General features: G+C 71.9%; 23 protein-coding genes. 10 read left to right on the top strand and 13 right to left on the bottom strand.

Translation table 11 applies throughout. The features are described from left to right. Positions 1-42: 42 nt before the first annotated feature. From PH203_RS01985 to PH203_RS01975, 3 genes are all read right to left on the bottom strand, one after another. Positions 43-1,092 carry an endonuclease/exonuclease/phosphatase family protein gene (locus tag PH203_RS01985; RefSeq protein ID WP_289915338.1) on the bottom strand — a complete coding sequence of 350 codons (1,050 nt, stop codon included), beginning with the start codon at positions 1,090-1,092 and terminating at the stop codon, positions 43-45. Between the two features lie 187 nt (positions 1,093-1,279). Next, positions 1,280-1,927 carry a TetR/AcrR family transcriptional regulator gene (locus PH203_RS01980; RefSeq protein ID WP_289915336.1) on the bottom strand — a complete coding sequence of 216 codons (648 nt, stop codon included), beginning with the start codon at positions 1,925-1,927 and terminating at the stop codon, positions 1,280-1,282. A gap of 907 nt (positions 1,928-2,834) precedes the next feature. Beyond that, the gene (locus PH203_RS01975; RefSeq protein ID WP_289915334.1) at positions 2,835-4,445 is read right to left on the bottom strand and encodes an MFS transporter; all 1,611 of its coding nucleotides are present in this window, start codon (positions 4,443-4,445) and stop codon (positions 2,835-2,837) included. Positions 4,446-4,694: 249 nt separating this feature from the next. On the opposite strand from PH203_RS01975, the gene panB reads away from it, so the two are divergent. The 3 genes from panB to PH203_RS01960 all read left to right on the top strand — a co-directional run bounded on the left by panB (position 4,695) and on the right by PH203_RS01960 (position 7,566). Further along, positions 4,695-5,570: a 3-methyl-2-oxobutanoate hydroxymethyltransferase gene (panB, locus tag PH203_RS01970; protein WP_289915332.1), complete on the top strand. Its 876-nt coding sequence runs from the start codon at positions 4,695-4,697 to the stop codon at positions 5,568-5,570. A 143-nt stretch (positions 5,571-5,713) separates the two neighbouring features. Further along, positions 5,714-6,739: an ATP-binding cassette domain-containing protein gene (locus tag PH203_RS01965; RefSeq protein ID WP_289915331.1), complete on the top strand. Its 1,026-nt coding sequence runs from the start codon at positions 5,714-5,716 to the stop codon at positions 6,737-6,739. Further along, positions 6,736-7,566 carry an ABC transporter permease gene (locus PH203_RS01960; protein ID WP_289915328.1) on the top strand — a complete coding sequence of 277 codons (831 nt, stop codon included), beginning with the start codon at positions 6,736-6,738 and terminating at the stop codon, positions 7,564-7,566. The genes PH203_RS01965 and PH203_RS01960 overlap by 4 nt, the downstream gene beginning before the upstream one ends. Before the next feature lie 35 nt (positions 7,567-7,601). Here the strand turns inward: PH203_RS01960 and PH203_RS01955 are convergent, their stop codons facing one another. Together PH203_RS01955 and PH203_RS01950 are read right to left on the bottom strand one after the other, a co-directional pair. Continuing rightward, complete coding sequence (locus PH203_RS01955; RefSeq protein WP_289915326.1) at positions 7,602-11,084, bottom strand: BTAD domain-containing putative transcriptional regulator; 3,483 nt, start codon at positions 11,082-11,084, stop codon at positions 7,602-7,604. Positions 11,085-11,116: 32 nt separating this feature from the next. Then, positions 11,117-11,767, bottom strand: coding sequence for a DUF6578 domain-containing protein (locus tag PH203_RS01950; RefSeq protein ID WP_289915323.1), 651 nt, complete (start codon positions 11,765-11,767; stop codon positions 11,117-11,119). Positions 11,768-11,871: 104 nt separating this feature from the next. On the opposite strand from PH203_RS01950, the gene PH203_RS01945 reads away from it, so the two are divergent. Next, a complete protein-coding gene (locus tag PH203_RS01945) occupies positions 11,872-12,669 on the top strand; it encodes a site-2 protease family protein (protein WP_289915320.1) in 798 nt (265 codons plus the stop codon). On the opposite strand, the gene PH203_RS01940 is transcribed toward PH203_RS01945, so the two are convergent. The 3 genes from PH203_RS01940 to PH203_RS01930 are packed head-to-tail and all read right to left on the bottom strand — an operon-like array spanning position 12,659 to position 14,760. Beyond that, positions 12,659-12,904: a hypothetical protein gene (locus PH203_RS01940; RefSeq protein WP_289915318.1), complete on the bottom strand. Its 246-nt coding sequence runs from the start codon at positions 12,902-12,904 to the stop codon at positions 12,659-12,661. The genes PH203_RS01945 and PH203_RS01940 overlap by 11 nt on opposite strands. 4 nt (positions 12,905-12,908) lie before the next feature. Then, positions 12,909-13,649 (bottom strand): NADPH-dependent F420 reductase, encoded by a 741-nt coding sequence (gene npdG, locus PH203_RS01935; RefSeq protein ID WP_289915317.1) that lies wholly within the window; start codon positions 13,647-13,649, stop codon positions 12,909-12,911. 37 nt (positions 13,650-13,686) lie between these two features. Then, a complete protein-coding gene (locus PH203_RS01930) occupies positions 13,687-14,760 on the bottom strand; it encodes a sialidase family protein (protein WP_289915315.1) in 1,074 nt (357 codons plus the stop codon). A 106-nt stretch (positions 14,761-14,866) separates the two neighbouring features. On the opposite strand from PH203_RS01930, the gene PH203_RS01925 reads away from it, so the two are divergent. Continuing rightward, positions 14,867-15,469, top strand: coding sequence for a hypothetical protein (locus PH203_RS01925; RefSeq protein WP_289915312.1), 603 nt, complete (start codon positions 14,867-14,869; stop codon positions 15,467-15,469). Positions 15,470-15,555: 86 nt separating this feature from the next. Beyond that, positions 15,556-16,893, top strand: a complete 1,338-nt coding sequence (locus PH203_RS01920; RefSeq protein WP_289915311.1) for an MFS transporter — start codon at positions 15,556-15,558, stop codon at positions 16,891-16,893. A gap of 57 nt (positions 16,894-16,950) precedes the next feature. Here the strand turns inward: PH203_RS01920 and PH203_RS01915 are convergent, their stop codons facing one another. Continuing rightward, the gene (locus PH203_RS01915) at positions 16,951-17,184 is read right to left on the bottom strand and encodes a hypothetical protein (protein WP_289915310.1); all 234 of its coding nucleotides are present in this window, start codon (positions 17,182-17,184) and stop codon (positions 16,951-16,953) included. A 58-nt stretch (positions 17,185-17,242) separates the two neighbouring features. Here PH203_RS01915 and map point away from each other — a divergent pair, with 58 nt between their 5' ends. Then, positions 17,243-18,100 carry a type I methionyl aminopeptidase gene (map, locus tag PH203_RS01910; protein ID WP_289915309.1) on the top strand — a complete coding sequence of 286 codons (858 nt, stop codon included), beginning with the start codon at positions 17,243-17,245 and terminating at the stop codon, positions 18,098-18,100. 112 nt (positions 18,101-18,212) lie between these two features. Further along, entirely contained in the window at positions 18,213-18,860 is a 648-nt protein-coding gene (locus PH203_RS01905) for a biliverdin-producing heme oxygenase (protein WP_289915307.1), read from the top strand. A gap of 23 nt (positions 18,861-18,883) precedes the next feature. On the opposite strand, the gene PH203_RS01900 is transcribed toward PH203_RS01905, so the two are convergent. The 4 genes from PH203_RS01900 to PH203_RS01885 form a co-directional block, all read right to left on the bottom strand. After that, positions 18,884-19,540, bottom strand: coding sequence for a PhzF family phenazine biosynthesis protein (locus PH203_RS01900; protein WP_289915305.1), 657 nt, complete (start codon positions 19,538-19,540; stop codon positions 18,884-18,886). Further along, complete coding sequence (locus tag PH203_RS01895; RefSeq protein ID WP_289915303.1) at positions 19,533-20,411, bottom strand: hypothetical protein; 879 nt, start codon at positions 20,409-20,411, stop codon at positions 19,533-19,535. The genes PH203_RS01900 and PH203_RS01895 overlap by 8 nt, the downstream gene beginning before the upstream one ends. A 10-nt stretch (positions 20,412-20,421) precedes the next feature. Further along, complete coding sequence (locus PH203_RS01890) at positions 20,422-21,921, bottom strand: HtaA domain-containing protein (RefSeq protein ID WP_289915302.1); 1,500 nt, start codon at positions 21,919-21,921, stop codon at positions 20,422-20,424. 69 nt (positions 21,922-21,990) lie between these two features. Further along, positions 21,991-23,418: an HtaA domain-containing protein gene (locus PH203_RS01885; protein ID WP_289915300.1), complete on the bottom strand. Its 1,428-nt coding sequence runs from the start codon at positions 23,416-23,418 to the stop codon at positions 21,991-21,993. A 199-nt stretch (positions 23,419-23,617) separates the two neighbouring features. Between PH203_RS01885 and PH203_RS01880 the strand changes: the two genes are divergently transcribed. Beyond that, entirely contained in the window at positions 23,618-24,631 is a 1,014-nt protein-coding gene (locus PH203_RS01880) for a hemin ABC transporter substrate-binding protein (protein WP_289915297.1), read from the top strand. Next, entirely contained in the window at positions 24,628-25,719 is a 1,092-nt protein-coding gene (locus PH203_RS01875) for an iron ABC transporter permease (RefSeq protein WP_289915295.1), read from the top strand. The genes PH203_RS01880 and PH203_RS01875 overlap by 4 nt, the downstream gene beginning before the upstream one ends. Positions 25,720-25,838: the final 119 nt, after the last annotated feature.

Genomic DNA, 25,838 nt, shown 5'->3' with positions numbered 1-25,838 from the left:
CACCAGCGGAACAAAGCCTCTCAGGCCCAGTATTCCATGCGGTTAAGAGGACGTGTCGACCTTCACACGAGCGGCCAGCGGAAGATGGTCGCTCCCCGTCTCCGGAAGGGCCCACGAGCTCTCCGGCTCGACGCCCCTGACCAGGATCTGGTCGATCCGCGCCATCGGGAACGACGTCGGCCAGCTGAACCCGAACCCGTTGCCGGCCGCGCCCTGCGTGGAGCGCATCTGGGCGGTGACGGCGTTGAGCGCGCGGTCGTTCATCGTGCCGTTGAGGTCGCCGAGCAGGACGACCCGCTCCAGGGGCTCGTGGGCGATGGCCTCACCGAGGGCGTCGGCGCTCTTGTCGCGCTCCCGGGCGGTGAACCCGGCCTCCATCTTCACCCGCACCGACGGCAGGTGGGCGACGTACACCGCGATCCGCCCCTCGGGCGTGGCCACCGTGGCCCGCATGGCGCGCGTCCAGCCCAGCTTGATGTCGACGGGCTCGACCCCGCTCAGCGGGTACTTGCTCCACAGCCCGACGGTGCCCTGCACCGAGTGGTACTTGTACGTCCCCGCCAGCGCCTTCTCGTACGTCGGCACCGCGCCCTCCGTCAGCTCCTCCAGCGCGAGGACGTCCGCGCCCGACGCGGCCACGTCACGGGCGGTGCCGGACGGGTCGGGGTTGTCGGCGTTGACGTTGTGCGTGGCCACCATGAGGTCGCCGCCGGAGCCGGTCTTGTCGGTGAGCAGTCCGCCGAAGAGGTTGAGCCAGACGACCGCCGGGAGCACGACGGCGATCAGGGCGGTCACCGACTTGCGGACGAGGGCGAGGATCAGCAGCACCGGCACCATCAGGCCCAGCCAGGGCAGGAAGGTCTCGGTCAGGCTGCCCAGGTTGCCGATGCGGTTGGGGATGCGGGAGTGCAGCAGCATCACCAGGGCGAGCAGCACCGCCAGCGCGGCGACGATCAGGCCGCGACGCCAGATTCTCGGGTCGCCACGCCATCCGCTGACCAGGCGGTCGAACAGGCGCCGGAGTCTGGAGCCCTGGCGCTCGGGTCCCCGGCCGCCGTTGTCCGTCTCCTCCATGTACGCCTGCTGCGCCATACCGCGTCGCCTCACTGCCTGCCGTGCATCCGTCCGTCCCCCGCTGCCACAAGACCCTAGGGGATGATCGGTTCCGTTCCTGCCGTCCCATGACGGCCGTACCCGTACGAGCACGAACAAGTCGCCGCCGGTAGTTCCTGACGCGGCCGCAGAAAGCGCGCTCTGTGACGAAACGCGCACACGAGGTCTACGGACTCGTCGAACTGACGGACGGTGAGCTGACGGGCCGTAGGCCTTGGAGCAGCACATCGACGATCTCCTCGGGCAGACCCTCGTGGAGGTCGGCGTCCGGGCGCATGACGGTACGCAGCAGCATGGGGCCGATGAAGATGTCGTTGAGCAGGTCGACGTCGATGTCCGCGCGCAGTTCACCGTTCAACTGCCCTCGGCGCAACACCTCCACGCCGAGCCGCCGCCGCGGTGCGATGACGAGGTTGTCGTACGCCTCCCAGATCTTCGGGCTGCTCTTCATCTGGGCGTGCACGTTGTGCAGGATCACCGAGGAACGTCTGACCAGGCCGCGCTGCCGCATCGACTCCAGGAAGACGACGAGGTCGTCGCGCAGGGAGGTGCCGGGCAGTTCGAGGTCCGGGGGCTCGGCGCTGCGGATGACGTCGACGAACAGTTCCTCCTTGCCCCGCCAGCGCCGGTAGATGGTCGCCTTCCCCACCCCCGCGGTACGGGCGATCCGCTCGATGGACAGCTCCGCCAGCGGCACCCCCTCCTCCAGCAGCTTCATCACCCCCTCGACAATGGCCCGCTCCACGGCCTCACTGCGGGGACGGCCCCGCACGGGTCCCGCCTGCGGGGAGTTGCCTTCGGCGAGGCTGTTCACGTCGGTGGATCCCTTCTTCGTCCTGGGGGGATTCTCCCCCGGGCATGGGCGAGAGCGGGCCCGGGGCGGGACAGGGCGCGGGGTGTACCCGCGGCGTGGGCGGGGGCGAGCCCGGCCCGTGCGGTTCGGGCCCGGCCCGCGCGGGGCGTACCCCTCCCCGGCCCGCCCGGGATGCGGCCCGCAGCCCGTGCGAGGCGCGCCCAGCCCGTCGGGGGTGTGCTCCGCGGCCCGGACGGGGTGTCCCCGCGGCCCGCGTCGCATGCGCCCCGCACCCCGTGCCCGATACATCTCCGCGGCCGACGCCGCACGTCTCCCCGCACGGCGGGGGGCCCGAGAACCCGCGGGGTGTGTCCGCGGCGCGTACCCCTCCGCGGCCCGCCCGGGATGCGCTCCGCGAACCGCCCCGGATGCGCCCCGGCCCGCGCCGGATGCAGCCCGCAGCCCGTGCGAGGCGTGCCCGGCCCGTGCGGGGCATGTTCCGCGGCCCCGTGCAGGGGCGTGCCCGGGCCGCCCCGGATGCGCCCCGCAGCCCGTGCCGGATGCATCTCCGCGGCCGACGCCGCACGTGTCTCCGCTGGGCGGGGGCGGACCCGGGAACCCGGGGGTGCGCCCGCCGCGCGGGCGGGAGCGGGCCCGGACCGTGCAGGGCGTGCCCGGGCCGTCCGGGATGTGTCCCGCGCCCCGCCCGGGAAGCGTCGCGCGAACCGCGGCGGATGCGACCCGCGGTCTGTGCGGGGTGGTGTCCCCGCGGCCCGCGCCGGATTGCGACCCGTAGAACTTGCCCGGCCCGGACGGGGTGTCCCCGTGGCCCGCGTCGCATGCGACCCGCGGCTTGTCCGGGGTGCGCTCCGCGTCACGTGCCGGATGTATCTCCGCGACCGCGCCGGATACGCCCCCGCGCCGTCCCTCACTCCCCCGTCCCGGACTCCGCCGTCACCAACTCCCGCTCCCCCGTGTCCTTGTCGGCGGCCGGTGCCTTGCCGGGCAGGAACAGTGCGCACACGATCGCGCCGATCACCGCGATGCCCGCGCCCCACAGGGCGGTGGTGTGCATGGCGTGCAGGAAGGCGTCGTGGGCCGGGGCGATGAGGGCCTTGCCCTGGGGGCCCAGCTTCTCCGCGACACCGAGGGTGGCCTCGATGGACTCGCCCGCGGTGTGGCGGGCGCCGGCCGGGAGCAGGCCGAGCTTGTCCTCGATGCCGTTGCGGTAGGCGGTGGAGAGGACCGAGCCGAGGATGGCGATACCGAGGGCGCCGCCGACCTGGCGGAAGGTGTTGCTGAGCGCGGAGGCGGAGCCGGCCTTCTCGCGGGGCAGGGCCTGCATGATGACGACACTGACCGGGGTCATGATGTGCGCCATCCCGGTGCCCATGAGGAAGAAGACGACCTCCAGCATCCAGATCGGCGTGTCCGACTCGAACCCGGCGAACGCGGCGAGCGTCGCGGCGATGACGAGCAGCCCGGCCGTGGTGGTGGCCTTGTTCCCGAACCGGTCGACGAGCAGCCGGGCCCGCGGCGCGAAGATCATCTGCGCGGCGGCCAGCGGCAACATCAGCAGACCGGTCTGCAGCGGCGAGTACCCGCGCACGCTCTGGGTGTAGAACACCGAGAAGAAGGTCACACCCATCAGCGCGAAGAAGACCAGCGCGATGGCGGCGATCGCGGCGGAGAACACCTTGTTCTTGAAGTACATGACGTCGATGGACGGATGGTCGCTGCGCGCCTCGAAGACCACGAACGCGACGAGCACGGCGAGCCCGGCGCCGATCGTCGCCAGCACGGTCGCGTCCGTGAAGTCCGCGAGCTGGCCGCCCTTGATGATGCCGTAGACCAGCAGCACCAGGCCGACCACGGACAGCACGACACCGATCGGGTCGATACGGCCGGGGCGCGGGTCCCGCGAGTCGGGCACCAGCCACACCATCAGCGCCAGCGCGATCAGCACGATCGGCACGTTGATCAGGAAGACGGACCCCCACCAGAAGTGGTCCAGCAGCACCCCGCCGGTGATCGGTCCGATGGCGATGGCGAGCCCGACGCCACCCGCCCAGATCCCGATGGCCTTGGGCTGCTCCTCACGCTCGAAGACGTTCATGAGCACGGCGAGGGTGGCGGGCATCACGAAGGCGGCCCCGAGCCCCATCACCGCGCGGAACGCGATCAGCTCCCCCGGCGATCCGGAGGACGCGGCGAGCGCGGACCCGATGCCGAACACGACGAGCCCGCCGAGCAGCACCCTCTTCCGCCCGAGCCGGTCACCGAGGAGACCGGCGGAGAACAGCAGTCCCGCGAAGACGAGCGTGTAGGCGTTGATCGCCCACTCCAGCTCGCTCTGGGTGGCGCCCAGACCGGTCGGGGCGGGGGTCGAGATCGTCTTGATCGCGACATTGAGGATCGAGTTGTCGAGCACCACGATCAGCAGGCTCAGCATCAGCACGCCGAGGATCGCCCAGCGGCGCCTGTGCACGGCTTCCGGAACGCGGGAGCCGGCGAGGGCAGGGTCGGCAGGAGAAGTCATACGTCCGACCCTAGCCCTATTTCGATACGGCACCGTCTCGTATCGGAATTCTTTACGGAGCCCTTGAGAACCGACCTAGGGCGCGAGCCCTAGACGCCCTAGGGCCCGAGCCGTACGCCGCTGGAGTCATGCGGTCCGTGACTCATGTCCCCCTCCTCGCTCTGGCCGCGCGTGGCACGAGGTGCCACCATGGAGGTGATCCGGGGACGCCGTGAGGGCGCCTCGAGATGACGTGTTAGGAGCCGTTCCATGACGCAGCTTTCGGCTGCCCAGACTGTTCAGAACAGGCCCTCCGACGGCAGCAAGGCGCTGTACGGGGGGAAGGGCACACGCCGTATCACTGTTCGCGACATCGCCCTCGCCAAGGAGCGGGGCGAGAAGTGGCCCATGCTCACCGCGTACGACGCGATGACCGCGTCCGTCTTCGACGAGGCCGGCATCCCGGTCATGCTCGTCGGCGACTCCGCGGGCAACTGCCACCTCGGGTACGAGTCGACCGTGCCCGTCACCCTCGACCAGATGACGATGCTCTCGGCGGCGGTCGTCCGCGGCACCTCCCGCGCCCTGATCGTCGGCGACCTCCCCTTCGGTTCGTACCAGGAGGGCCCGGTACAGGCCCTCCGCTCCGCGACCCGGCTGATCAAGGACGCCGGGGTCGGCGCCGTCAAGCTGGAGGGCGGCGAGCGCTCCTACGACCAGATCCGGCTCCTGGTCGAGGCCGGCATCCCGGTCATGGCCCACATCGGCCTCACCCCGCAGTCCGTGAACGCCATGGGCTACCGCGTCCAGGGGCGCGGCGAGGAGGCGGCCGCGCAGCTGCTGCGCGACGCGAAGGCCGTCCAGGACGCGGGCGCCTTCGCGGTCGTCCTGGAGCTGGTCCCCGCCGAGCTGGCGGCCGAGGTCACCCGCACCCTGCACATCCCGACGGTCGGCATCGGCGCCGGCGCGGAGACGGACGCGCAGGTACTGGTGTGGACCGACATGCTGGGGCTCACGGGCGGCCGGGTCCCGAAGTTCGTGAAGCAGTACGCCAATCTCCGTGAGGTCATGGGCAACGCGGCGAAGGCGTTCGCGGAGGACGTGGTGGGAGGCACCTTCCCGCTGGAGGAGCACAGCGTCCACTAGAGCCACAGTGGCACCAAAGCAGCCCCGTCGATCTTCCCCCGCCGACGGGGCTGCTGCCGTTCGTCGGGGGTTTGTCGGTGGCGCAGTACGGCTGTCGGTGGCCTGTCGGTCGTTTGTCGGTGGGCCCTGACACCGTCTTGCCCATGACGCGAATCGACAAGAACCCCATCGGCGCAGACATCGCCGTGACCGTGCGGGGGCTGGTGAAGCACTACGGCGAGACGAAGGCGCTCGACGGTGTGGACCTGGATGTGCGGGAGGGCACCGTGATGGGTGTTCTCGGGCCGAACGGCGCCGGAAAGACCACCCTGGTCCGCATCCTGTCCACCCTGCTGGCACCCGACGCCGGACAGGCCACCGTCGCCGGCTACGACGTCGTACGGCAGCCCCGCCAGCTCAGGAAGGTCATCGGACTCACCGGGCAGTACGCCTCCGTGGACGAGAAGCTCCCCGGCTGGGAGAACCTGTACCTGATCGGGCGGCTGCTCGACCTGCCCCGCAAGGAGGCCCGCCGCAGGGCCGACGAGCTGCTGGAGCGGTTCTCGCTCACCGACGCCGCCCGGCGCCCGGCGAGCACGTACTCCGGCGGTATGCGGCGGCGGCTCGACCTCGCCGCCTCCATGATCGGCAGCCCCGCCGTCCTCTTCCTCGACGAACCGACCACCGGGCTCGACCCCCGCACCCGCAACGAGGTGTGGGACGAGGTCAAGCGGATGGTCGGGGACGGCGTCACCGTCCTGCTCACCACGCAGTACATGGAGGAGGCCGAGCAGCTCGCCGACGAGCTGACCGTCGTCGACCGCGGGAAGGTCATCGCGGGCGGCGGGATCGAGGAGCTGAAGGCGAAGGTCGGCGGCCGCGCCCTGCGGGTCCGGCCCGTGGACCCGCTGCAGCTGCGCCCGCTCGCCTCCCACCTCGACGACCTCGGCATCACCGGCATCGCCACCACGACCGTGGACACCGACGCCGGCTCCCTGCTCGTGCCGATCCTCAGCGACGAGCAGCTGACCGCAGTGGTCGGCGCGGTCACCGCGCGCGGCATCACGATCTCCTCCATCACCACCGAACTCCCCAGCCTGGACGAGGTGTTCCTGTCCCTCACCGGCCACCGAGCGAGCGCCCCGCAGGACGCCGTACCGGCCGACGACCGCGAGGAGGTCGCCGTATGAGCGCCGCCACCGTCACCCCCACCGCCCCCGTCTCCACCGTCGACGACGTCCGGATCCCGCTGCGCGGGCATCTGCGGCACACCGGTGCCCTCATCCGCCGCAATCTGCTGTGGATCCGGCAGGACCCGGAGTCGATGGCCGACGCCGTGCTGATGCCGGTCATCTTCACCCTGTTGTTCGTGTACGTCTTCGGCGGCTCGATCGGACAGGCGCTGGGCGGTGGTCAGGACCAGTACGTGCAGTACGTGATCCCCGGCATGATCGCGATGATGAGCATGACGCTGTCGCAGGGCGTCGGTACCGGGTTCAGCCAGGACTTCAACTCCGGTGTCATGGACCGGTTCCGGTCGCTGCCGATCGGGCGCGGCTCGGTGCTCTTCGCGAAGATCTCGGTCGAGCTGATGCGGATGCTGTTCGCGACCGCCCTGCTGATGATCGTCTCCGTCCTGGTCGGGTTCGACATCACCAACTGGGGCGGGCTGCTCGCCACGATCGCCCTGTCCACGGCGTTCGCCTCGTCGATCATGTGGGTGTTCCTCACCCTGGGCGTGGTCATGAAGAGCGCGCAGGCCGTGCAGGGGATGGGCTTCCTGGTGCTGTTCCCGCTGCAGTTCGGTTCGTCGATCTTCGCGCCGACGAACTCCATGCCGGGCTGGCTGCAGGCGTTCACCGACTACAACCCGCTGTCCACGCTCGCCGACGCGGCGCGCGGACTGATGGTGGGCGGTCCGGTCGCGCACGACCTGTGGGTGACGCTCGGCTGGTCGGTGGCGATCACGGCGGTCATGGCGCCGGTCGCGATCCACAAGTTCAAGTCCAAGAGCTGACGTTCACCTCGTCGGTGCGCGTCGGACGCCGGACGTCAGACCAGGGCGGCGGCCTCCCGGGGGGAGAGGGCGCCGCCCTCCGTGTACGCGGCCTCGTAGGCCTCGTCGCCGAGTGCGGCCCGCGCGTGCCGCTCGGCACGGCCGAACGCCTCGCGTTCGATGGACGTCGCCACATGGCCGGGCGGCAGCGCGGCGCGGGCGGCGCCGAGGACGCGGGCGGCGTCCCGGGCCCGGGCCCCGTCGTCCACCGCGGCCAGCGCGATCGCCGCGATGGCCAGGTACAGGGGCAGCATGAACGGGGCGATGGCCTCGGACAGCGGGTCGTCGGCCCTGGCCAGAGCCAGCCGGGACTTGTCCAGACAGGCCTCGTAGCAGCCGTCCATCGCCTCCAGCCAGGCCTCCGAGCCGAGGATGAAGGCATCGAAGACGACGAAGTGGGCGATCGCGAAGCACTCGCGCAGCAACCGCAGTTGCTCGCGCGCCTCCACGGTCCGGCCGGTCATGGCGAGATGTCCGGCGAGGAACATCCGGGCGGCGGGCGTGGCCTCGTTGCTGCCCGCGCCGTCCCGCCGGTCGATCACCTCGCGCAGGATCCGTTCGGCCCGCTCTCCTTGGCCCGCCTCCATGAGCGCGCTGCCGAGCCGGGCCTTGAGCACGGCGTTCTGGGCGCGGGCGCCGAGCCGGTCGGCCTGCTCCATCGCCGCCTCGTAGTCGGCGGCGGCGTCCAGATAGGCGCCCGAACGCTCCCGGGCCTCGCCGCGCGCGGAGAGCGCCTCCGCGGTGCCCCAGGCGTCCCCCAGGGTCTGGAAGAGCTCCAGCGCCTCGTCGGCGTCGCGGGCCGCGTCGCCCGCCCAGTCGGCCCGGTTGGCGAGGATGTTGGCGCGGATCTGGAGGGTGCCGGCGAGCTCCCACTCCATACCGGGTGTCCTGCGGCAGGTGTCGACGGCGGCGTCGAGGATCCCGGCCAGCCGCTCCACTCCTCCGCTCAGCATCACGGCGTAGAACCAGAGCAGGCCCGGGGGACGGCAGACCTGCGGCAGCCCGGGCTCGTAGACCTGGGTGATGGTGTGCAGCTTGGCCTTGGCCTCCGGGGTCTCCCAGGCCTCCAACTCGGTGTCCATGCAGGCCAGATGGGCGAGGTGGATCCCGCGCCGGGCCTCGATGAGGGCCTCGCCGGTCAGCGGGGGCGGTGTGTCGGTGCTGCGCTGGTGGACCGGGGCGGCGCGGCGCACCGGTTCGGTGAACGGGTCGGGGCCGAGGGCCATGATCTCGGCGTACCAGTTGCGGGCCTCGATGCGGACGTCGCGGATCTGCCAGTACCAGGCCAGTGACAGCCCCAGGCAGAGCGCCTCCTGCTCGTCGCCTTCGGCGATGGCGTGCCGCAGGGCGGTGCGCAGATTCTCGTACTCGCGCTCCAGCCGGCCGACGGCGGCCAGTTGGTGCGGGCCGCGCAGCAACGGGTCGGTGGTGCGGGCGAGTTCGCGGTAGTACGTCAGATGCGCGCGCTCGGCCGCTTTCCGCAGCCCGGTCTCGTCGAGCCGCTCGCTCGCGTACTCGCCGACGGTCTCCAGGAGCCGGTAGCGCATCCCGCCGTCGTCCGAAGGGGCGGCGACGACAAGGGACTTGTCGACGAGTGAGCCCAGCGCCTCCAGCGCGAGGGGCCCGCAGACGGCCTCGGCGGCGGCGAGTTCGCAGCCGCCCGCGAAGACCGACAGCCGCCGCAGCACGTCCCGTTCGTCCTCGTCGAGCAGTTCCCAGGACCAGTCGACGACGGCCCGCAGGGTCTGCTGGCGGGGCAGGACGGTACGGCTGCCGGAGGTGAGCAGCCGGAATCGGTCGTCGAGCCGGTCCGCGATCTGACGCGGCGTCAGCATCCGTAGCCGGGCGGCCGCGAGCTCGATGGCGAGGGGGAGACCGTCGAGCCGCCGGCAGACCTCCGCGCACGCCGCAGCGGTCTCATCGTCTGCCTCGACCGTGAACCCTGGCCGGGCCGCGGCCCCGCGATCGGCCAGCAGCCGCAGCGCGACGGGCTCCGGCAGCGGCTCCACGGGTCGCAGCAACTCCCCCGGCACGCCGAGGGGTTCGCGGCTGGTGGCCAGTACCGTGAGCTGCGGGCAGCGTGCCAGCAGCTCCGCCGCGAGCCGGGCGGCGGCCTCGACGACATGCTCGCAGTTGTCGAGGATCAGCAGCATCCGGCGGTTGCCGCAGTGCTCCGCGAGCCGCTCCACGGGGTCGGCGTGCCGTTCGTTCGCGGCCCGCATCGCCTCCGCGCCCGCGCCGTACAGCACGGTCTCCCGCGCCCCGACGGCGGTGAGCACCGCCTCCGGCACCCCGTCCGGCTCGTCGACCGGAGCGAGTTCGGCCAGCCACACCCCGTCCCGCGCGGTGTGCCGCACCGTCTCGGCCGCCTCCTGCGACAGCCTGGTCTTGCCCGCGCCCCCGGGCCCGAGCAGGGTCACGAGCCGGGCGGTCGCGAGGTCGCCCCGGATGGCCTCGATGTCGGACTCCCGGCCGACGAAGGAGGTGAGACGGGCGCGGAGGTTGCCGAGAGCGGGGGGTGGGGCGTCGGAGTGAGGTGTGGGGGAGGCAGGGGCGGGGGTTTCTGCGGCGACGGCGGCGCGGGCACCGGGGGGAGGCGTGATGGCACCGTCCTCGGAGATCCCGGCTCCCCCGGCCCAGGTCTGTCCGAGGTCCCGGTCCCGGTACCGGTACCGGTCCCGGCCGTTCAGGGGCGCGCCGGCTGCGGGGCGGAGCTCGCCCTCGGAGGCGCCGAAGCCGTTACCTCGGCCCCGAGGGCTCAGCAACTCCCCGTGCAGCACCCGCAGTTCGGGACCCGGGTCCGCTCCCAGCCGGTCGGCCAGCAGCCGTCGTACCTCCTCGTAGGCCGCCAGGGCCTCGGCGGTGCGGCCCGCGTCGCGCAGGGCGCGAAGGCGCAGGGACTGGAGGGGTTCGTCGAGGGGGTGGGTGTCGCAGAGGGCGGTCAGTTCGGGCAGGGACTGTTCGGCGTGGCCCAGGGCGAGGGCGGCGGTGTGGCGGGCGCGCAGGGCGTCGAGGCGCCGGGCCTCCCAGCGGGCCGCCTCGGCGGTGCGGTCGGGCAGGTCGGCGAGGGCCGGGCTGCGCCACAGGGCGAGGGCGTCGTCGAGGACACCGGCCGCCTTCGCGGGGTCGCCGTTGTGCAACGCGCGCGTGCCCTCACCGGTGAGCCGCTCGAAGCGGTGCAGGTCGATGTCGTCCGGCGCGGCGGCGAGCCGGTAGCCGCCGTCCGCCGAGGCGACCGCGTCCGCGCCGAGGGCCCGTCTGAGCCGGCCCACCAGGGCCTGCAGCGCGCCCGCCGCGTCGGCGGGCGGGTCGCCGTCCCACACCTCGTCGACCAGCAGACTCACCGCGACCGTACGGCCGGGCCGCAGCGCGAGCACGGTCAGCAGGGCACGCAGCCGCGCCCCGCCCACGGGGAGCGGGGTGCCGTCGGGACGGAGTACCTGGGTGGTGCCGAGGATGCGATAGCGCACGGGATCCATTGTCTCTGGTGGGTTCGGGGACGGTCACGGGGTCACGGACGCGGGCGGGTCCCGCGGCGCTCTTCGGGGCCGGACACCGTGCTGAACGTCTCCAGCAGTGCCGCCAGCGAGTCCCCGTCGATGCCCTCGGTCTCGGCACCCGGCGGGGCGTTTCCGGGCAGACCGCTCGCCTCGCGCACCGCGTGGGACAGCCAGGAGTCGGTGCCCGGGACCTCCAGGGTCGCCAGGACGCCCGCGCCCCTCAGACGGCGCCCGTCGGCCTCCTTGTCGCCGAACCACTTCGGGCAGGTGTCCACCGCCGTCAGCGACCGCTCCCCGGGAACCGGCTCCCACGGGCCGTCCGGCTCGGACCGCGCATACGCCTGCGTCACCACCTGCACGGCCCGTACCCGCCCCCGTGCCTCGGGCAGCTTCGCACCGTGGGTCTCGACGGTCAGCAGCCCGACCAGTCGCATCCACTCCCCCGTCTCCTCCTGCACGGCGACCACGAGCCCGTTCTCGTCCCGCAGCACCCCGTCCGCCACCGGCCCGGCCACCTTGGTCAACTGGTCGTGCCAGCCCCCGCCCGGCGTCTCGCCGTCGCTCACCAGCAGCAGCGGCCAGCTCACCTCGTCCCCCACCGAGAACGGCGTACCGCAGCACTCCATCTGCCAGTCCTCGTAGAACACGTGCCAAAGTCCCATGGCCCCACCTTCCATGGAACCGATGACGGACCGCGAGACGTTTTCGTCGTACGCCCGGTACGGTCGGGCAGTCCCAGAGCCTGTACGAGAGTCGGGGGAACCCCATGACCACCACAGCCGCCCGCCACAGCGACCGGCGGATCAGTCCCGTCTTCGTCGGGATCCTGGCCGTCACTGCGGTGACCGGCTGGGCCACCTGGACCGGCTTCGCCGAGCAGCCGGGCGTGGCCGTGTTCCTGTTCGTGACGGCCGCGTGGATCGTGTCGCTGTGTCTCCACGAGTACGCACACGCGCGTACCGCCCTGCACAGCGGCGACATCAGCGTCGGTTCGAAGGGCTACCTCACGCTGAATCCCCTGAAGTACACGCACGCCCTGCTCAGCATCGTCCTGCCCGTCCTCTTCGTCATCATGGGCGGGATCGGCCTCCCTGGCGGCGCCGTGTTCATCGAGCACGGCCGGATCCGGGGGCGCTGGAAGCACAGTCTGATCTCGGCGGCCGGGCCGCTGACGAACGTGCTGTTCGCGGTCGTCTGCACGGCGCCGTTCTGGCTGGACGCCCTGGACGGGGTGCCGGCGGACTTCCGGTTCGCGCTGGCCTTCCTCGCCCTGCTCCAGGTGACGGCCGCGATCCTGAACTTCCTGCCGGTCCCGGGCCTGGACGGCTACGGCGTCATCGAGCCCTGGCTGTCGTACAAGATCAAGCGGCAGGTGGAGCCGTTCGCGCCGTTCGGCCTGCTGTTCGTGTTCGCGCTGCTGTGGGTGCCGTCGGTCAACCACGCGTTCTTCGACGTGATCGACTCGATCCTGGCCTCGCTCGGCATCAGCGACTTCGAGACGTACTGCGGCCAGGACCTCTACCGGTTCTGGCAGACGAGCGACTTCTGCTCGGTCAGCGGGTGACGGCCTTCTCGGCCTTGCCGCGCTTGAGGTAGTACCAGCACATGTTGCTGGACAGCCCGGCGAGCAGCACCCACACGATCCCGAGGAAGCTGCCCTGGACGAACGAGACGACCGCCGCCGCCACGGCGAGGAGGCAGACGATCAGGGCGTAGAGGGCGAGGCGGGGCATGGGGGCGGTTCTCCTGTCGGGGTACGTCGGGGGACACCGTGGGCGTCGCCGTCCAGTGTCCCCCATCGGCTCATACGTCGGTGACGCGCAGGCCCGCGTGCGCCTTGTAGCGGCGGTTGACGGAGATCAGGTTGGCGACGAGGGACTCGACCTGGTGGGCGTTGCGCAGCCGGCCGGAGAAGACGCCGCGCATGCCGGGGATACGGCCGGCCAGGGCCTGGACGATCTCGACGTCGGCACGCTCCTCGCCCAGCACCATGACGTCGGTGTCGATCTCGTCGATCTCCGGGTCCTGGAGCAGGACGGCCGACAGGTGGTGGAAGGCGGCGGTGACCCGGGAGTCGGGGAGCAGGGCCGCGGCCTGCTCGGCGGCGCTGCCCTCCTCCGGCTTCAGCGCGTAGGCGCCCTTCTTGTCGAAGCCGAGCGGGTTGACGCAGTCGACGACCAGCTTCCCGGCGAGTTCCTCGCGCAGCGACTCCAGCGTCTTGCCGTGGCCGTCCCACGGTACGGCGACGATCACGATGTCGCTGCGGCGCGCGGTCTCGGCGTTGTCGGCGCCCTCGACGCCGTGGCCGAGCTCGTCGGCGGCGGCCTGGGCGCGGTCGGCGGCGCGGGAGCCGATGATCACCTTCTGGCCGGCCTTGGCGAGCCGGTAGGCGAGGCCCTTGCCCTGCGGGCCGGTGCCGCCGAGCACGCCGACGACGAGCCCGGAGACGTCGGGAAGGTCCCACGGGTCCTTGGCGGGAGCCTTCGCGGGGGCCGTCGTCGGGGCCGTCGAGGGGGTCTGCGCAGCACTGTCGGTAGAGGTCATGGGCAGACTTTACGTGCGCCCCGCCCGGCCCGGCCGGTCAGGTGAGCCGCGTCACGGGCACCCGCCGGAAGACGATCCGCTCGTAGGCGCCGAAGTCGCCGGTCTCGTAGAGGAGTCCGACCGTGCCGTCGTCCACACGGACCAGGTCGGAGTAGGCGGCGGGCAGGCCGTCGGTGGTGTGGCGGGCGCGCCAGGTCGTACCGCTGTCGGTGGAGGCGCGGATGGTCATCAGGGCGCGCCCGCCGGGGAAGGCGGGCCCGGAGAAGAGGAGTACGTCGGGGTCACGGAGCTGCAGGACGCTGCCCTCGCAGACGGGGCCGTCGAGTCCGGCCTGCGGGCGGAAGCGGTGGTGCAGCGTCCTGCCGCCGTCCTCGGAGTGGGCGTCGGCCCGGTTGCCGGGGGACGGTGAGTCGTTGCGGGTGTTGAAGTAGACGCGCCCGTCGGGGAGTTCGGCGGCGGTGGTCTCGTTGACGTTGATGTATCCGTCGGTGTTCTCGTCGACGTAGCCGAGGGTCCAGGTCCGGCCCCGGTCGTCGCTGAGGAGGCAGTGACCGCTGTTGTACTTCGGCTCGTTGCCGATGTCCGTGCCGGTGGGCGGGAGGGTGTGGTTGGTGGGGACGACGACCCGGCCGGTGCCGAGCTGGAGGGCGTGGCCGGGGGTGGTGGCGTACCAGCGCCAGCCGGGCCTCTTCACGGACTCGGTGATCTCGCGCGGGGCGGACCAGGTCAGGCCCTCGTCGTCGCTGTGCTGCAACCACACCCGCCGTCCGTCGGCCTCGCTCACCTTGCCGCGCAGGATGGCGTCCTCACTGGCCGAGGCGGCGGCGCGGATGTGGACGAGGAGGACGCGGCCGGTGTCGAGGACGACGGGGGCGGGGTTGCCGGCGAGGTCGGTGCCGTTGCTCGCGGCGACCTGGAGCGGGCCCCAGGTGCGGCCCCCGTCGGTGGAGCGCTTGAGGACGATGTCGATGTGGCCGTGGTCGCGGGCGGAATCGACCCGCCCCTCGCAGAAGGCGAGCAGTGCCCCCGAGGCGGCGCGCACCACCGCCGGGATCCGGTAGCTGGCGTACCCCTCGCGGCCCGCGCGGAAGGGGACGGTGGTCTCGGGCATGGGGCGCGCTCCTCTTCGGGTGGTCGGTCGCTCCTCCTGCCCGGTTCGGGCGAATTCGGGGTGAACTACGGGTCACGAGTGCCCGATTGCGGCAGGATGCGGCCGCATGGACGCCGTACGTGTCGCGCTGCTGCGTGAAGTGCTCGCCGGGACCGAGTGGTTGGGGGCGACCCGGAAGTTCGCCGGGGTGCTGCGCGGGTCGGTGGTCTCGCACGGCGGGGGTCTGCTGCTGGTCGGCACACCGGAGTACGAGCCGTGGCATCTGGCGGCCCATCTGGTGGACGAGGCGGCCTGGTCGGGCACACCGGAGCTGGCCCCCACCCTCGTACGGCACGACGCGCAGCCTTCGGACCCGGCCCATCTGTCGGTGGGGCCGGGCCGGTTGGCGGCGGCCCGGCGGGGCGAGACGCTGCTGGTGGTGTCCCCGAAGGCCCCGGACGCCCCGCTGCTGGAACGGGTGCACGACGCCCGCCGCTGCGGGGTGACGGTGCTGGCGCTGGGTCCCGACGACGGCGACCTCACGGCCATGGCCCATGAATCCCTGGCCGTGCCCGACGGCCCCGACCTCGACCTGGACACCGTCCAGCACCTGGTCAGCGCGGCGGCCGGGGAGAACGCCCTGCCGACCCCGCGGGCCCGCCGCCGCTTCAGGGACCGCCTCTCCCGCCTGACGGACCAGCTGACGGCGCCGCCGCCGGCGCGCTGGTAGGGCGGCCGGACGGACCGGCCCCCGGGCGACCCGCGCCCTGAAATTCGGTTGCCCGGTACAGCCGTACCGCCGGACCATGACCGTTCGTGACCGACGACGAGACCCCTCCCCCACCCTCTCCCGCAGCCTCCCGGCTCCGTTCCGTGCTGCCCGATCTCACCCCGTGGCGGGCCTCGGCGGACTTCCGGCGGCTGTGGGTGTCGGGGCTGATCTCGAACTTCGGGAGCTTTCTGACGTTCGTGGCGCTGCCGGTGCAGATCAAGGAGCTGACGGGCTCCGCGGCGGCCGTGGGGGCGATCGGGGCGGTGGAACTCGTACCGCTGATCGTTTTCGGCCTGTACGGCGGTGCGCTGGCCGATGCGCTGGACAAGCGGGGGCTGATCATCTGGACCGAGGCCGGGCAGGGGCTGCTGAGTGCGGTGCTGCTGGTCAACGCGCTGATGCCGAGCCCCGCCGTGTGGCCGCTGTACGTCGTCGCCGCGCTGTCCTCCGCGCTCGTCTCCGTCCAGCGGCCCGCGCTCGACTCGCTGTGGCCGCGGATCGTGGCGCACGAGCACCTGCCGGCCGCGGCCTCCCTGAACACTTTCCGCTGGACCGTCGGCGGGGTCGCGGGCCCGGCCGTGGCGGGCCTGGTGGTGGCGTACGCGGGACTCGGCTGGGCCTACGCCGCGGACCTGCTCACCTTCGTCGTATCGGTCGCGCTGATCGTCCCCATCGCCTCCTCCCCCGCCGCGCACGAGGCCGCGAAGCCGTCGCTGCGGGCGATCGCCGAGGGCGCCCGGTACGCCTGGAGCCGCAAGGAGCTGCTGGGTACGTACACCGTCGACCTCGCCGCGATGTTCCTCGCGATGCCGCTGGCCCTGCTGCCGTTCCTCGCGGACGAACTGGACGCCCAGTGGTCGCTCGGGCTGATGTACGCGACGATCCCGCTGGGGTCGCTGCTGGTGAGCGTGACGAGCGGCTGGACGGCACGCATCCACCGGCACGGCCGGATGGTCGTGCTCTCGGCCGCGCTGTGGGGCGTGGCGATCGCAGCGGCCGGTGTCATCGGCAACGTATGGCTGGTGCTGCTGTTCCTGACCGTGGCCGGCGGCTGTGACATGGTCAGCGGGATCTTCCGCGGGATCATGTGGAACCAGACGATCCCCGACGAGCTGCGCGGCCGCCTCGCCGGGATCGAGCTGCTGTCGTACTCGGTGGGTCCGACCCTCGGCCAGGTCAGGTCCGGCGGTTTCGCCGCGTGGTGGGGCGTACGGGCCTCGGTGTGGTCGGGCGGTCTGCTGTGCGCGGGTGCGGTGGGTCTGCTGGCCCTGTGTCTGCCGAAGCTGATGACGTACGACGCCCGGACCGACGAGCACGCGGCACGGGTGCGGAAGCAGCGGGCCGCGGCCCAGAAGGTCGTGACGTCCCCGGCGGAAGCCTGACCGGCCGGGACGCGGCGGGCCGGTGTCCCGGCCGCCGCCCGTCACCGGCCCGTCGGCTCAGTCGTCGTCGGTCGTGCCGCCCGTCGAGGCGTCGTGCCACTTGGGGTCGTTCTCCCACTCGAGGTTGCGTTCGCGAGCGGTCTCCATCGCGTGCTCGGCCTCCTGCCGGGAGGCGTACGGCCCGAAGCGGTCCTTGGCGGGGCACTCGGGGCCCTCCTCGACCTTCTTGTGTTCCAGGCAGTAGTACCACTCGCCCGGCTTGCCGACCGTGCGCTTCTTGAACAGGGCCATGACCAGCTCCTCTCGCCAGGGACATGTTCCCCCACCGGGGCTCGTTAGACTCGCTGTCATGTCTGGCCAGTCGCTGCTCGTTCCAGGGGAGCTCTCCCCCACCCGTTCCGTCCCCGGAAACATCCGTCGTCCCGAGTACGTCGGCAAGTCCGCGCCGACGCCGTACACCGGGTCGGAGGTGCAGACGCCCGAGACGATCGAGGCGATGCGGATCGCCGGTCGTATCGCGGCCCGGGCGATGGCCGAGGCGGCCAAGCTGATCGCCCCCGGCGTCACGACCGACGAACTGGACAAGGTGGCGCACGAGTACATGTGCGACCACGGTGCCTACCCCTCCACGCTCGGCTACCGCGGCTTCCCCAAGTCGCTGTGCACGAGCGTCAACGAGGTGATCTGCCACGGCATCCCGGACTCGACGGTCCTCAACGACGGTGACATCGTCAACCTCGACGTGACGGCGTACATCGGCGGCGTGCACGGCGACAACAACGCCACGTACCTGGTCGGGGACGTCGACGAGGAGAGCCGCCTGCTGGTGGAGCGAACCCGCGAGTCCCTGGAGCGGGCGATCAAGGCGGTCAAGCCGGGCCGCCAGATCAACATCATCGGCCGGGTCATCGAGTCGTACGCCAAGCGCTTCGGCTACGGCGTCGTCCGCGACTTCACCGGGCACGGCATCAACTCGTCGTTCCACAGCGGCCTGATCATCCCGCACTACGACAGCCCGCACGCGACGACGGTCATCCAGCCCGGCATGACCTTCACGATCGAGCCGATGCTGACGCTCGGCACGCACGACTACGACATGTGGGACGACGGCTGGACGGTCGTCACGAAGGACCGCAAGCGGACGGCACAGTTCGAGCACACGCTGGTGGTGACGGAGACCGGCGCGGAGATCCTGACGCTGCCGTAGCCCGCCGAGACCCGTCCCCTGCTGGGGGCGGGTCTTTTCTTGTACGGTTTTACCGACAGGCTGTCGGCAAGCATATTGACTTAGGTAAGCCTAACCTCGGAGGATATGGCGCATGGACTCCTTCTCGACAGTCATCCGCACCGCGTCCCACGAACAGCACGTCGAGGCGGAGACCTCGTCGTTCATGAGCGACATGCTCGGCGGCAGGCTCGGTGTGGACGCGTACACGCGCTACACCGAGCAGCTGTGGTTCGTGTACGAGGCGCTGGAGAGCGGGGCCGAGCGGCTGGCCTCCGACCCGGTGGCCGGGCCCTTCATCCAGCCGGAGCTGTACCGGCTGGGCGCGCTGGAGCGCGACCTGGAGCATCTGCGGGGTCGCGCATGGCGTACGGGACTGTCCGCGCTGCCCGCCACCCGGGCGTACGCGGACCGGGTGCGCGAGTGCGCCGAGCGCTGGCCCGCCGGATACATCGCCCACCACTACACGCGCTACCTCGGCGACCTGTCCGGCGGCCAGATCATCCGCGACAAGGCGGAGCGGACGTGGGGCTTCGCGCGCAAGGGCGACGGCGTGCGCTTCTACGTGTTCGAGGGGATCGCCAACCCGGCCGCGTTCAAGCGGGGTTACCGCCAACTGCTGGACGGGGTCCGGGCGGACGACCTGGAGAAGCAGCGGATCGTGGCGGAGTGCAAAAGGGCGTTCGCGCTGAACACGGCGGTGTTCCGGGCGCTGGGCGAGGAGTTCCCGCTGAGCGCCTGAGCGCCTGAGCGACCTGGGAGGGCTCAGCGCTCGGGCTCGCGCTCCAGCACCACCCGGCCGCCGATCTCCACCCATCCGTACGGCTGCGGGGCGGTGAGGATCTGGGAGCCCGCGCCCTGGGTGATGTTCAGGGCGCGGCCGAGGAGGTCCGTGAGCAGGATCGCCGCGGCGCCGGTCGCCTCGTCCTCGTCGATGCCGTCGTCGCGGCCGGGGAAGCCACGGGCCCTGATCCGGCCGGCGGGCTCGTCCTCCCAGGCCCAGGCGTAGATCCACTCGCCCTTGGGCGGTACGGGGAGATCGTCGACCTCGGCGGCGGAGGCGTACTGCCGCAGTGTCCTCGGCGGGGCCCACTCCGCCCGCGCCTCGATCCAGCTGAACTCCCCGTCCAGCCGCGCGCCGACGGGCCCCGCGGGTGTGGCCAGCTCGGGCACGTCCAGCAGCCAGCCCGTACCGACGCAGGGGTGTCCGGCGAAGGGCAGCCGCAGGGTGGGGGTGTAGATGTCGATGACGCCGCGCTCGGGGTCGTCGACGAACACGGTCTCGCTGAAGCCGAGTTTGCCCGCGAACGCCTGCCGTTCGTCCCTGTCGGGCATCACGGAGCCCTCCCGGACGACGCCGAGTTCGTTGCCGTATCCGCCGTTGGGCGCACAGAAGACGCGGAGGACGTCGTAGTCAGTCACGGGGGCATTGAAACATTGCGCGGGCGGCGAGGGCGTCCCAGGTGGGGGCTCCGCCGGGGAGGGGCCAGAAGCGGGTCGGGGGCAGGCCGTAGGGCAGGGTGGCGAGCGCTTCCGCGTATCCCTTCTCCAGAGCGGCCCGTTGGCGTTCGACACCCGGACCGTGGGCCGGCCCGCGGAGACGGCGCTCGTGGCCCTCGGCCATCTCGTCGGCCGCCCGCCGCCAGTCGTTCTCGTCGGGTACCTGGGTCAACAACAGGCACTCCGGCGTCCGTCCCTCGGCCAGCGCCGCCACCGCCCGGTCGTGGCCGTCCAGGATCACGCAGCCGTCCAGGAAGGCCACGGTCCACAGCAGAACGGGCGCGAGGGTGCCCTCGCGGGCGTGTTTGCGGTACGCCTTCACCCGTCCCGCGTCCGGCGGTGAGAGGCGGCGCAGGGGAAGAATTCCGCTCCAGCCGCCCCCGCAGTACAGCTCCAACCGCCCGCCCGGCCACTCCCTTACGAACTCCTCGCCCCAGACGTACGGCGGGAACTCGGTCCGCAGGGCCAGCTCCCAGCGTCCGTCGAGCAGCGGGGTGCCGTCCGCGTCCTCCAGCCAACGCGCGTACTGGTGCGGCCAGTTGACCGAGGAGCGCAGGGCCGTCGAGCGCGGCGGCGGCAGGGGCGAGCGGTAGCCGTCGAGGCGGTGCAGAGACAGCTCCGGGCAGCAGCCGCAGTCCGACCAGCGGCCCAGCATCACGGGCCGGTCCCCCTGGCGCAGCAGGAGCCGGCCGTCCTGCGCCTTCTCGAAGCGCAACCACGGCGGCCCGGGGCGGCCTCGTACGTTCAGTACCAGCCGCCCCGGTCCGAGCAGTTCTCTCCGTCCCCTGTTCACGGGGACAGTTCTACGCCTCCGTACGACGACGGCGCATCGCGAATACGACCCCCGCGCCCGCCGCCACCGTCACCGCGGCCGCCGTGCCCAGCGCGCCCGCCGGTACGTCCGAACCGGTGTTGGCGAGGCCGCCCGTGACGCCGCCGGTGGTCGAGCCGGTCGTGCCGCCCGTCGTGCCGGAGTTGGTCGCCGTGGCGGACGGGCCGCTCGTGCCGTTGGAGTCGTCGTCCGGAAGGGTCGCGTCGTCCGTCAACGCCACGGCCAGGTCGACCGGGTCCAGCTCCGTGCCCGCGGTGTAGAAGCCGCCGAAGGCCTCCGCTCCGGCCTCGGTCAGGGTGGCCGCCACGTCGTTCACCGTGATGACGTCGTCCGTCGCCGTCAGGTCGGACTTCACCGCCTTCAGGTCCGCCAGGACCACGTCCTGCGACTTCTCGCCCAGGCTCGTCACGTCCGCCGTCAGCCTGCCCGCGCCCTCGTCGAGGGTCGCCCTGACGTCGGACAGGGTCAGGTCGAGGCCGTACTCGCCGTTCTCCTCGTGGCCCTTGAAGTTGACCGAGCCCTGGAAGGCGGCGGAGAGCGTGTCGGCGTCGGTGTCGTACTCGCCCGTCGCCTTGACGAAGGTGAAGATCCCGTTGTCCGCGGCCTGGGTCGCGCCGCCGGACGCCGTGATCTCGCCCTTGGCGACGCCGTCGACGACGTACGTACGGAAGGACTCCTTCACGCCCCACCCGAGCGTGCCGTCGGCTATGTCGCCCTTCGCGGGGGCCGGGGTGGTGGCGGAGGGCGACGCGCTCTGCGACGTCGAGGCCGAGGCCGACGCGGACGGGCTCGCGCTCTGCGAAGCCGACGCGGACGCCGAGGCCGAGGCCGAGGCCGAGGGCGACGGGCTCGGGGAAGTCGACTCCGACGCGGAGGCGGACGGGCTCGGCGACTGGGACTGCGCCACCTTGGCCACCGTCAGCGGGTCGCCCGCCGCACCCTCGTAGCTCGCGCTGCCGAAGACGTCCGCGGCCTCCTCGGTCAGCCTGGTCTCCATGGCCGACATGGCCTGGGTGACCGTGACATCGGCGAGCGGGACGTCCTGCGTGGTCGTACCGGACTTCGTCACGTCCGCGGTGATCTCGGCCGCCGCGCTGTCGAACTTCACGTCGGACAGGGTGATCTCGAAGCGGTGCAGGGTCGACTCGATCTTCAGGCTGCCCTTGAAGCCGAGGTCGACGGTGTGCGCGGTGGAGTCGTAGGTGCCGGTGCCGTCGGTGAAGGTGAAGGCTCCGTTGTCCGCGGCCTGCGAGGCGCCGTCCGTGGCGGTGAAGGCGCCGGCCGCCATGCCGGTCACGTACGTGCGGTACGACTGCTTGATGCCCCAGGTCAACTCGTAGCCGCTGAGCGGTACTTCGGCCGCCGACGCGCTGGTCGCACCGGCCACGGCGAGCGCGGTGGTACCGACGGCGGCCGCGGTGGCGACGGCGGCCGCGAGGGCGAGGGAGCGGCGAGGGGATCTGACGGGCATGGCCGGGTTCTCCTTGGATGGGTGGTCCGCGCGGCCGAACAGGGCCGCGGGCTGGCGGAGTTGAAGGGTTCAGTCCTCTTCCGAGGGGGTGGCGGCCGCTTCCGCCGGCTGTGCCCTGCGCCTGCGGAGCACCGCGAACACCGCGGCCGCCAGCAGCAGGGCACCGGCCGCGAGGCCGATCGGCAGGACGGGGACGCCGTCGGAGGTGGAGTCGGCGGCGACCGGCTCGGTCGAGGCCGCCGGGGACACCGAGTCGGAGTCGTCGGGCGTGGCGCTCGCCGTGGGGGCGCTGCCCAGGTCGGGCAGGGCGGGCAGTTCGGCGTCGTCGGTGAGGGCGACGGCGAGGGACACCGGGTCCATCTCGGTGCCGGCCTGGTACATGCCGGCGAAGGCCTCGGCACCCTGGGCGGTGAGTTTCGCGGGTGCCTCCGTCACCTGGACCAGGCCGCTCTTGGCCTTGAGGTCCTTCGCGGTGAAGGTGACCAGCGGGACCCTGCCGCCGGTGAAGTCACCGCTCACGACATCGGCGTAGAGCGTGCCTTCGCCGTCCTCGACGGTGGCTCGTACGGCGCTCAGCTTCAGATCGAGGCCGTGTGCCCCCGTGAAGCGCACCGCGCCGCTGAAGGAGGCCCGAAGGTCACCGTTCTTGAACGTGCCGTCGCCGCCCGGGAAGCGGAAGAGCGCTCCGCCGTCCTGGGCGCCGGAGGTCAGGGTCCACTCGCCCTTGGCGATGTCGCCGACGACGTACTCGCGGAAGGTGCGGCGCACGCCCCAGTCGAGGGCGCCGTCCTCGATGCCGTCGCCTGAAGTCTCCTTCTTTGAAGGGGACTTGGAGGCGGTGGCGGTAGGCGTCGGGGTGGCCTTCGCCGTCTGGACGTCCACCGACAGGCTCACCGGGTCCAGTGCGGTCCCGGCCGTGTAGTAGCCGGCGAAGGACTTGGCGCCCTGTGAAGTGAGCGTGGCCGGGAGGTTGTTGAGGACGACCGCGTTTCCGCCGCCCTTCATGTCGATGCCGCCCAGAGAGAGGGAGGCGAAGGGCACCTGGCTGGACGTCGTGACCGTCCTGGTGTCCTTCGCCTTGCCGGTGACGTCCACGTAGAGGGTTCCGGAGGAGCCCGTGATGCGGACGGTGGGGCGGCTGAGGGTGAGGTCGAGCTGGTAGGCGCCGGTGTCCGTCCGGTGGCCGAGGAAGTGGACCCCGCCGGAGAAGGCGGCGGTGAAGGCGCCGGTGCCGCCGTCGTAGGAGCCGGTGGCCGAGTGGAAGCGGAAGGCTCCGCTGCCGACCGTGGCCGCGCCGCCGGTCAGGGAGTAACTCCCCTTGGCGATGGGGCCGGTGACATAGCTCTGGAAGGACGCCTTGATGCCCCAGTCGAGCCGGCCGCCCTGCACGGTCCGGCTCGCGGCGTGCGCGGTGGCCGCCGGGAGCAGGGCTCCCAGGACGGCCAGGCACAGCGCGGCGACACCGCCGTACAGGCGCGGTCGCAGGGGTGGGGACATCGTCGACCTCCGGGCATCGTCAATCCCGCCAGCATCTGATCGATTCTGGTCAGGATAGGTAAGGCTAACCTAAGCTAAAACCTCTCGGGTCGGTAGGTCCGGAAGCGGACACGGTCGTATCCCGATGGGAACTCAGTCGACTCACCGGAAGAAAGCGCACGTCGGACGGGCGCGGAGAGGAAGGCCTGCGGTGCGACGCATGCGTACACGAGCGGCGGGTGCGCTGCTGGCGGTGCTCGCTCTGACGACGGTGACGGGATGCGGGGGTGGTGCGACGGCGGAGGCGCCGGCTGCGTCCACGGCCGCCTCCGCCTCCGCGGCAAGCGGCAACTCGGTGGAGCCGCTCGCCGGCACCCCCACCCCGCGGCTTCCGGTCACCGTCGAGTCCGCCGACGGCGAGAAGGTGAGCGTCGAGAAGGCCGCGCGGATCGTGCCGTTGTCCGGGAGCCTCAGCGAGATCGTCTTCACGCTGGGGCTCGGGGACCGGGTCGTGGCGCGGGACATCACCGCGACCTTCGCGCAGGCGTCGAAGCTGCCGGTCGTCACGCGCGGCCATGACGTCTCCGCCGAGAGCGTGCTGTCGCTCAAGCCGGATCTGGTGCTCGCCGAGACCACGAGCGGGCCGGCGGAGGCGATGGACCAGATCCGCGCCGCGGGCGTTCCCGTGCTGGTGGTCGACCCGGCCGACGGCCTCGACGACGTCGGTACGCGGATCCGGACGGTGGCCGACGCACTGGGCGTGACGGCGGCCGGCCAGGAGCTGACGGCTCGCTCCGAGCAGCGGATCGCCGCCGCGAGCAAGCACGTTCCGCACACGAAGAAGAAGCTCCGTGTCGCCTTCCTCTATCTCCGCGGGTCCGCGTCCGTGTACCTCATCGGCGGTGAGGGGTCGGGGGCCACGTCGCTCATCGAGGCCGCAGGGGCCGTCGACGCCGGGGCCGAGTCGGGGCTGAAGAAGGACTTCACCGCGATCACCAGTGAGGCGCTCGTGAAGGCGGCACCGGACGCGATTCTCGTCATGTCCAAGGGACTTGAGTCGGTCGGGGGCATCGACGGGCTGGTGAGGATTCCCGGGATCGCCCAGACTCCGGCCGGGATGGACCGTCGGGTCGTCTCGGTCGAGGACGGGGTTCTGCTCAACTACGGGCCGCGGACCGACCAGGTGCTGAAGTCGGTCGTGGAGCAGCTGTACAAGGAGGACGGTGCGGCGTGACGGTGTTGGAGAAGACCGCGACCGAGACGGGCGGCGGGGCCGAATGCCCGCCCCGGAGACGGCGGTCCACCGGATGGGCGCTGACCGTCGGACTGGTGGCGGGGCTGCTCGTCCTCGTGCCGGTGGCGGCGGGGATCGGGGCGTATCCGATCCCGGTCGGGGATGTACTGGGGTCCGTCCAGCACCAGGTCGGCCTCGGCGGCGGCGAGTTGGACCGGGTCGCGGAGTCCGTGCTGTGGAACGTGCGGTTCCCTCGGATCGTGCTCGCGTTGCTGGTCGGGGCGTCGCTCGGGTGTGCCGGTGCGCTGATGCAGGGCGTGTTCGGGAACCCGCTGGCCGAGCCGGGGGTCATCGGTGTGTCCTCGGGTGCGGCGGTGGGGGCGGTCGCGGCGATCGCGTTCGGGATCAACTTCCTTGGCACGTGGACGGTTTCGGCGTTCGCGTTCGTCGCCGGGCTCGGCACGGTGTTGCTGGTGTACGCGATGTCGCGGTCCGGGGGGCGTACGGAGGTCGTGACGCTGATCCTGACGGGCATCGCGGTGAACGCGTTCGCGGGGGCGGTGATCGGGCTGTTCCTGTTCTTCGCGGACACGGCGGCGGTCAACCAGATCACGTTCTGGCAGTTGGGGTCCTTGGCTCAGGCGACCTGGCCGAAGGTGCTGGCGGTGCTGCCGTGTGCGGCTCTGGGCCTGATGGTGGCTCCGTTGTATGCGCGGCGGCTGGATCTGCTGTCGCTGGGTGAGCGGCCGGCGCGGCACCTCGGCGTGGATGTGGAGCGGCTGCGGATCGTTCTGGTGCTGGTGATCGCGCTGCTGACCGCGGCGGCGGTGAGCGTGTCCGGGATCATCAGCTTCGTGGGGCTGGTGGTGCCGCACCTGCTGCGGATGGTGGCGGGGCCGGGGCATCGGTTCCTGGTGCCGGGCAGTGCGCTGCTGGGGGCGCTGGTGTTGTTGGCGGCGGATCTCGCTGCGCGAACTGTCGCGGCGCCGGCGGAGTTGCCGTTGGGTGTGCTGACGGCGCTGCTGGGGAGTCCGTTCTTCTTCTGGCTGCTGCGGCGGACGCGACGCCGGCAAGGGGGATGGGCGTAGGGGGTTGTACGGCGTCTGCGGGCGAGTGGGGGCCGATCGCGCCCACGCGGCGGAGCCGCACATCGACACAGCCCCGCGCCCCTGAGGAAGTCCCCCGCACCGCCCGACATCAGCCTCGG

The sequence above is a fragment of the Streptomyces sp. S.PB5 genome (assembly GCF_030403745.1).
Taxonomy (GTDB): Bacteria; Actinomycetota; Actinomycetes; order Streptomycetales; family Streptomycetaceae; genus Streptomyces.
The sequence above is the reverse complement of the archived record's forward strand: the minus strand, read 5'-3'. Positions and strand labels throughout refer to the sequence as shown.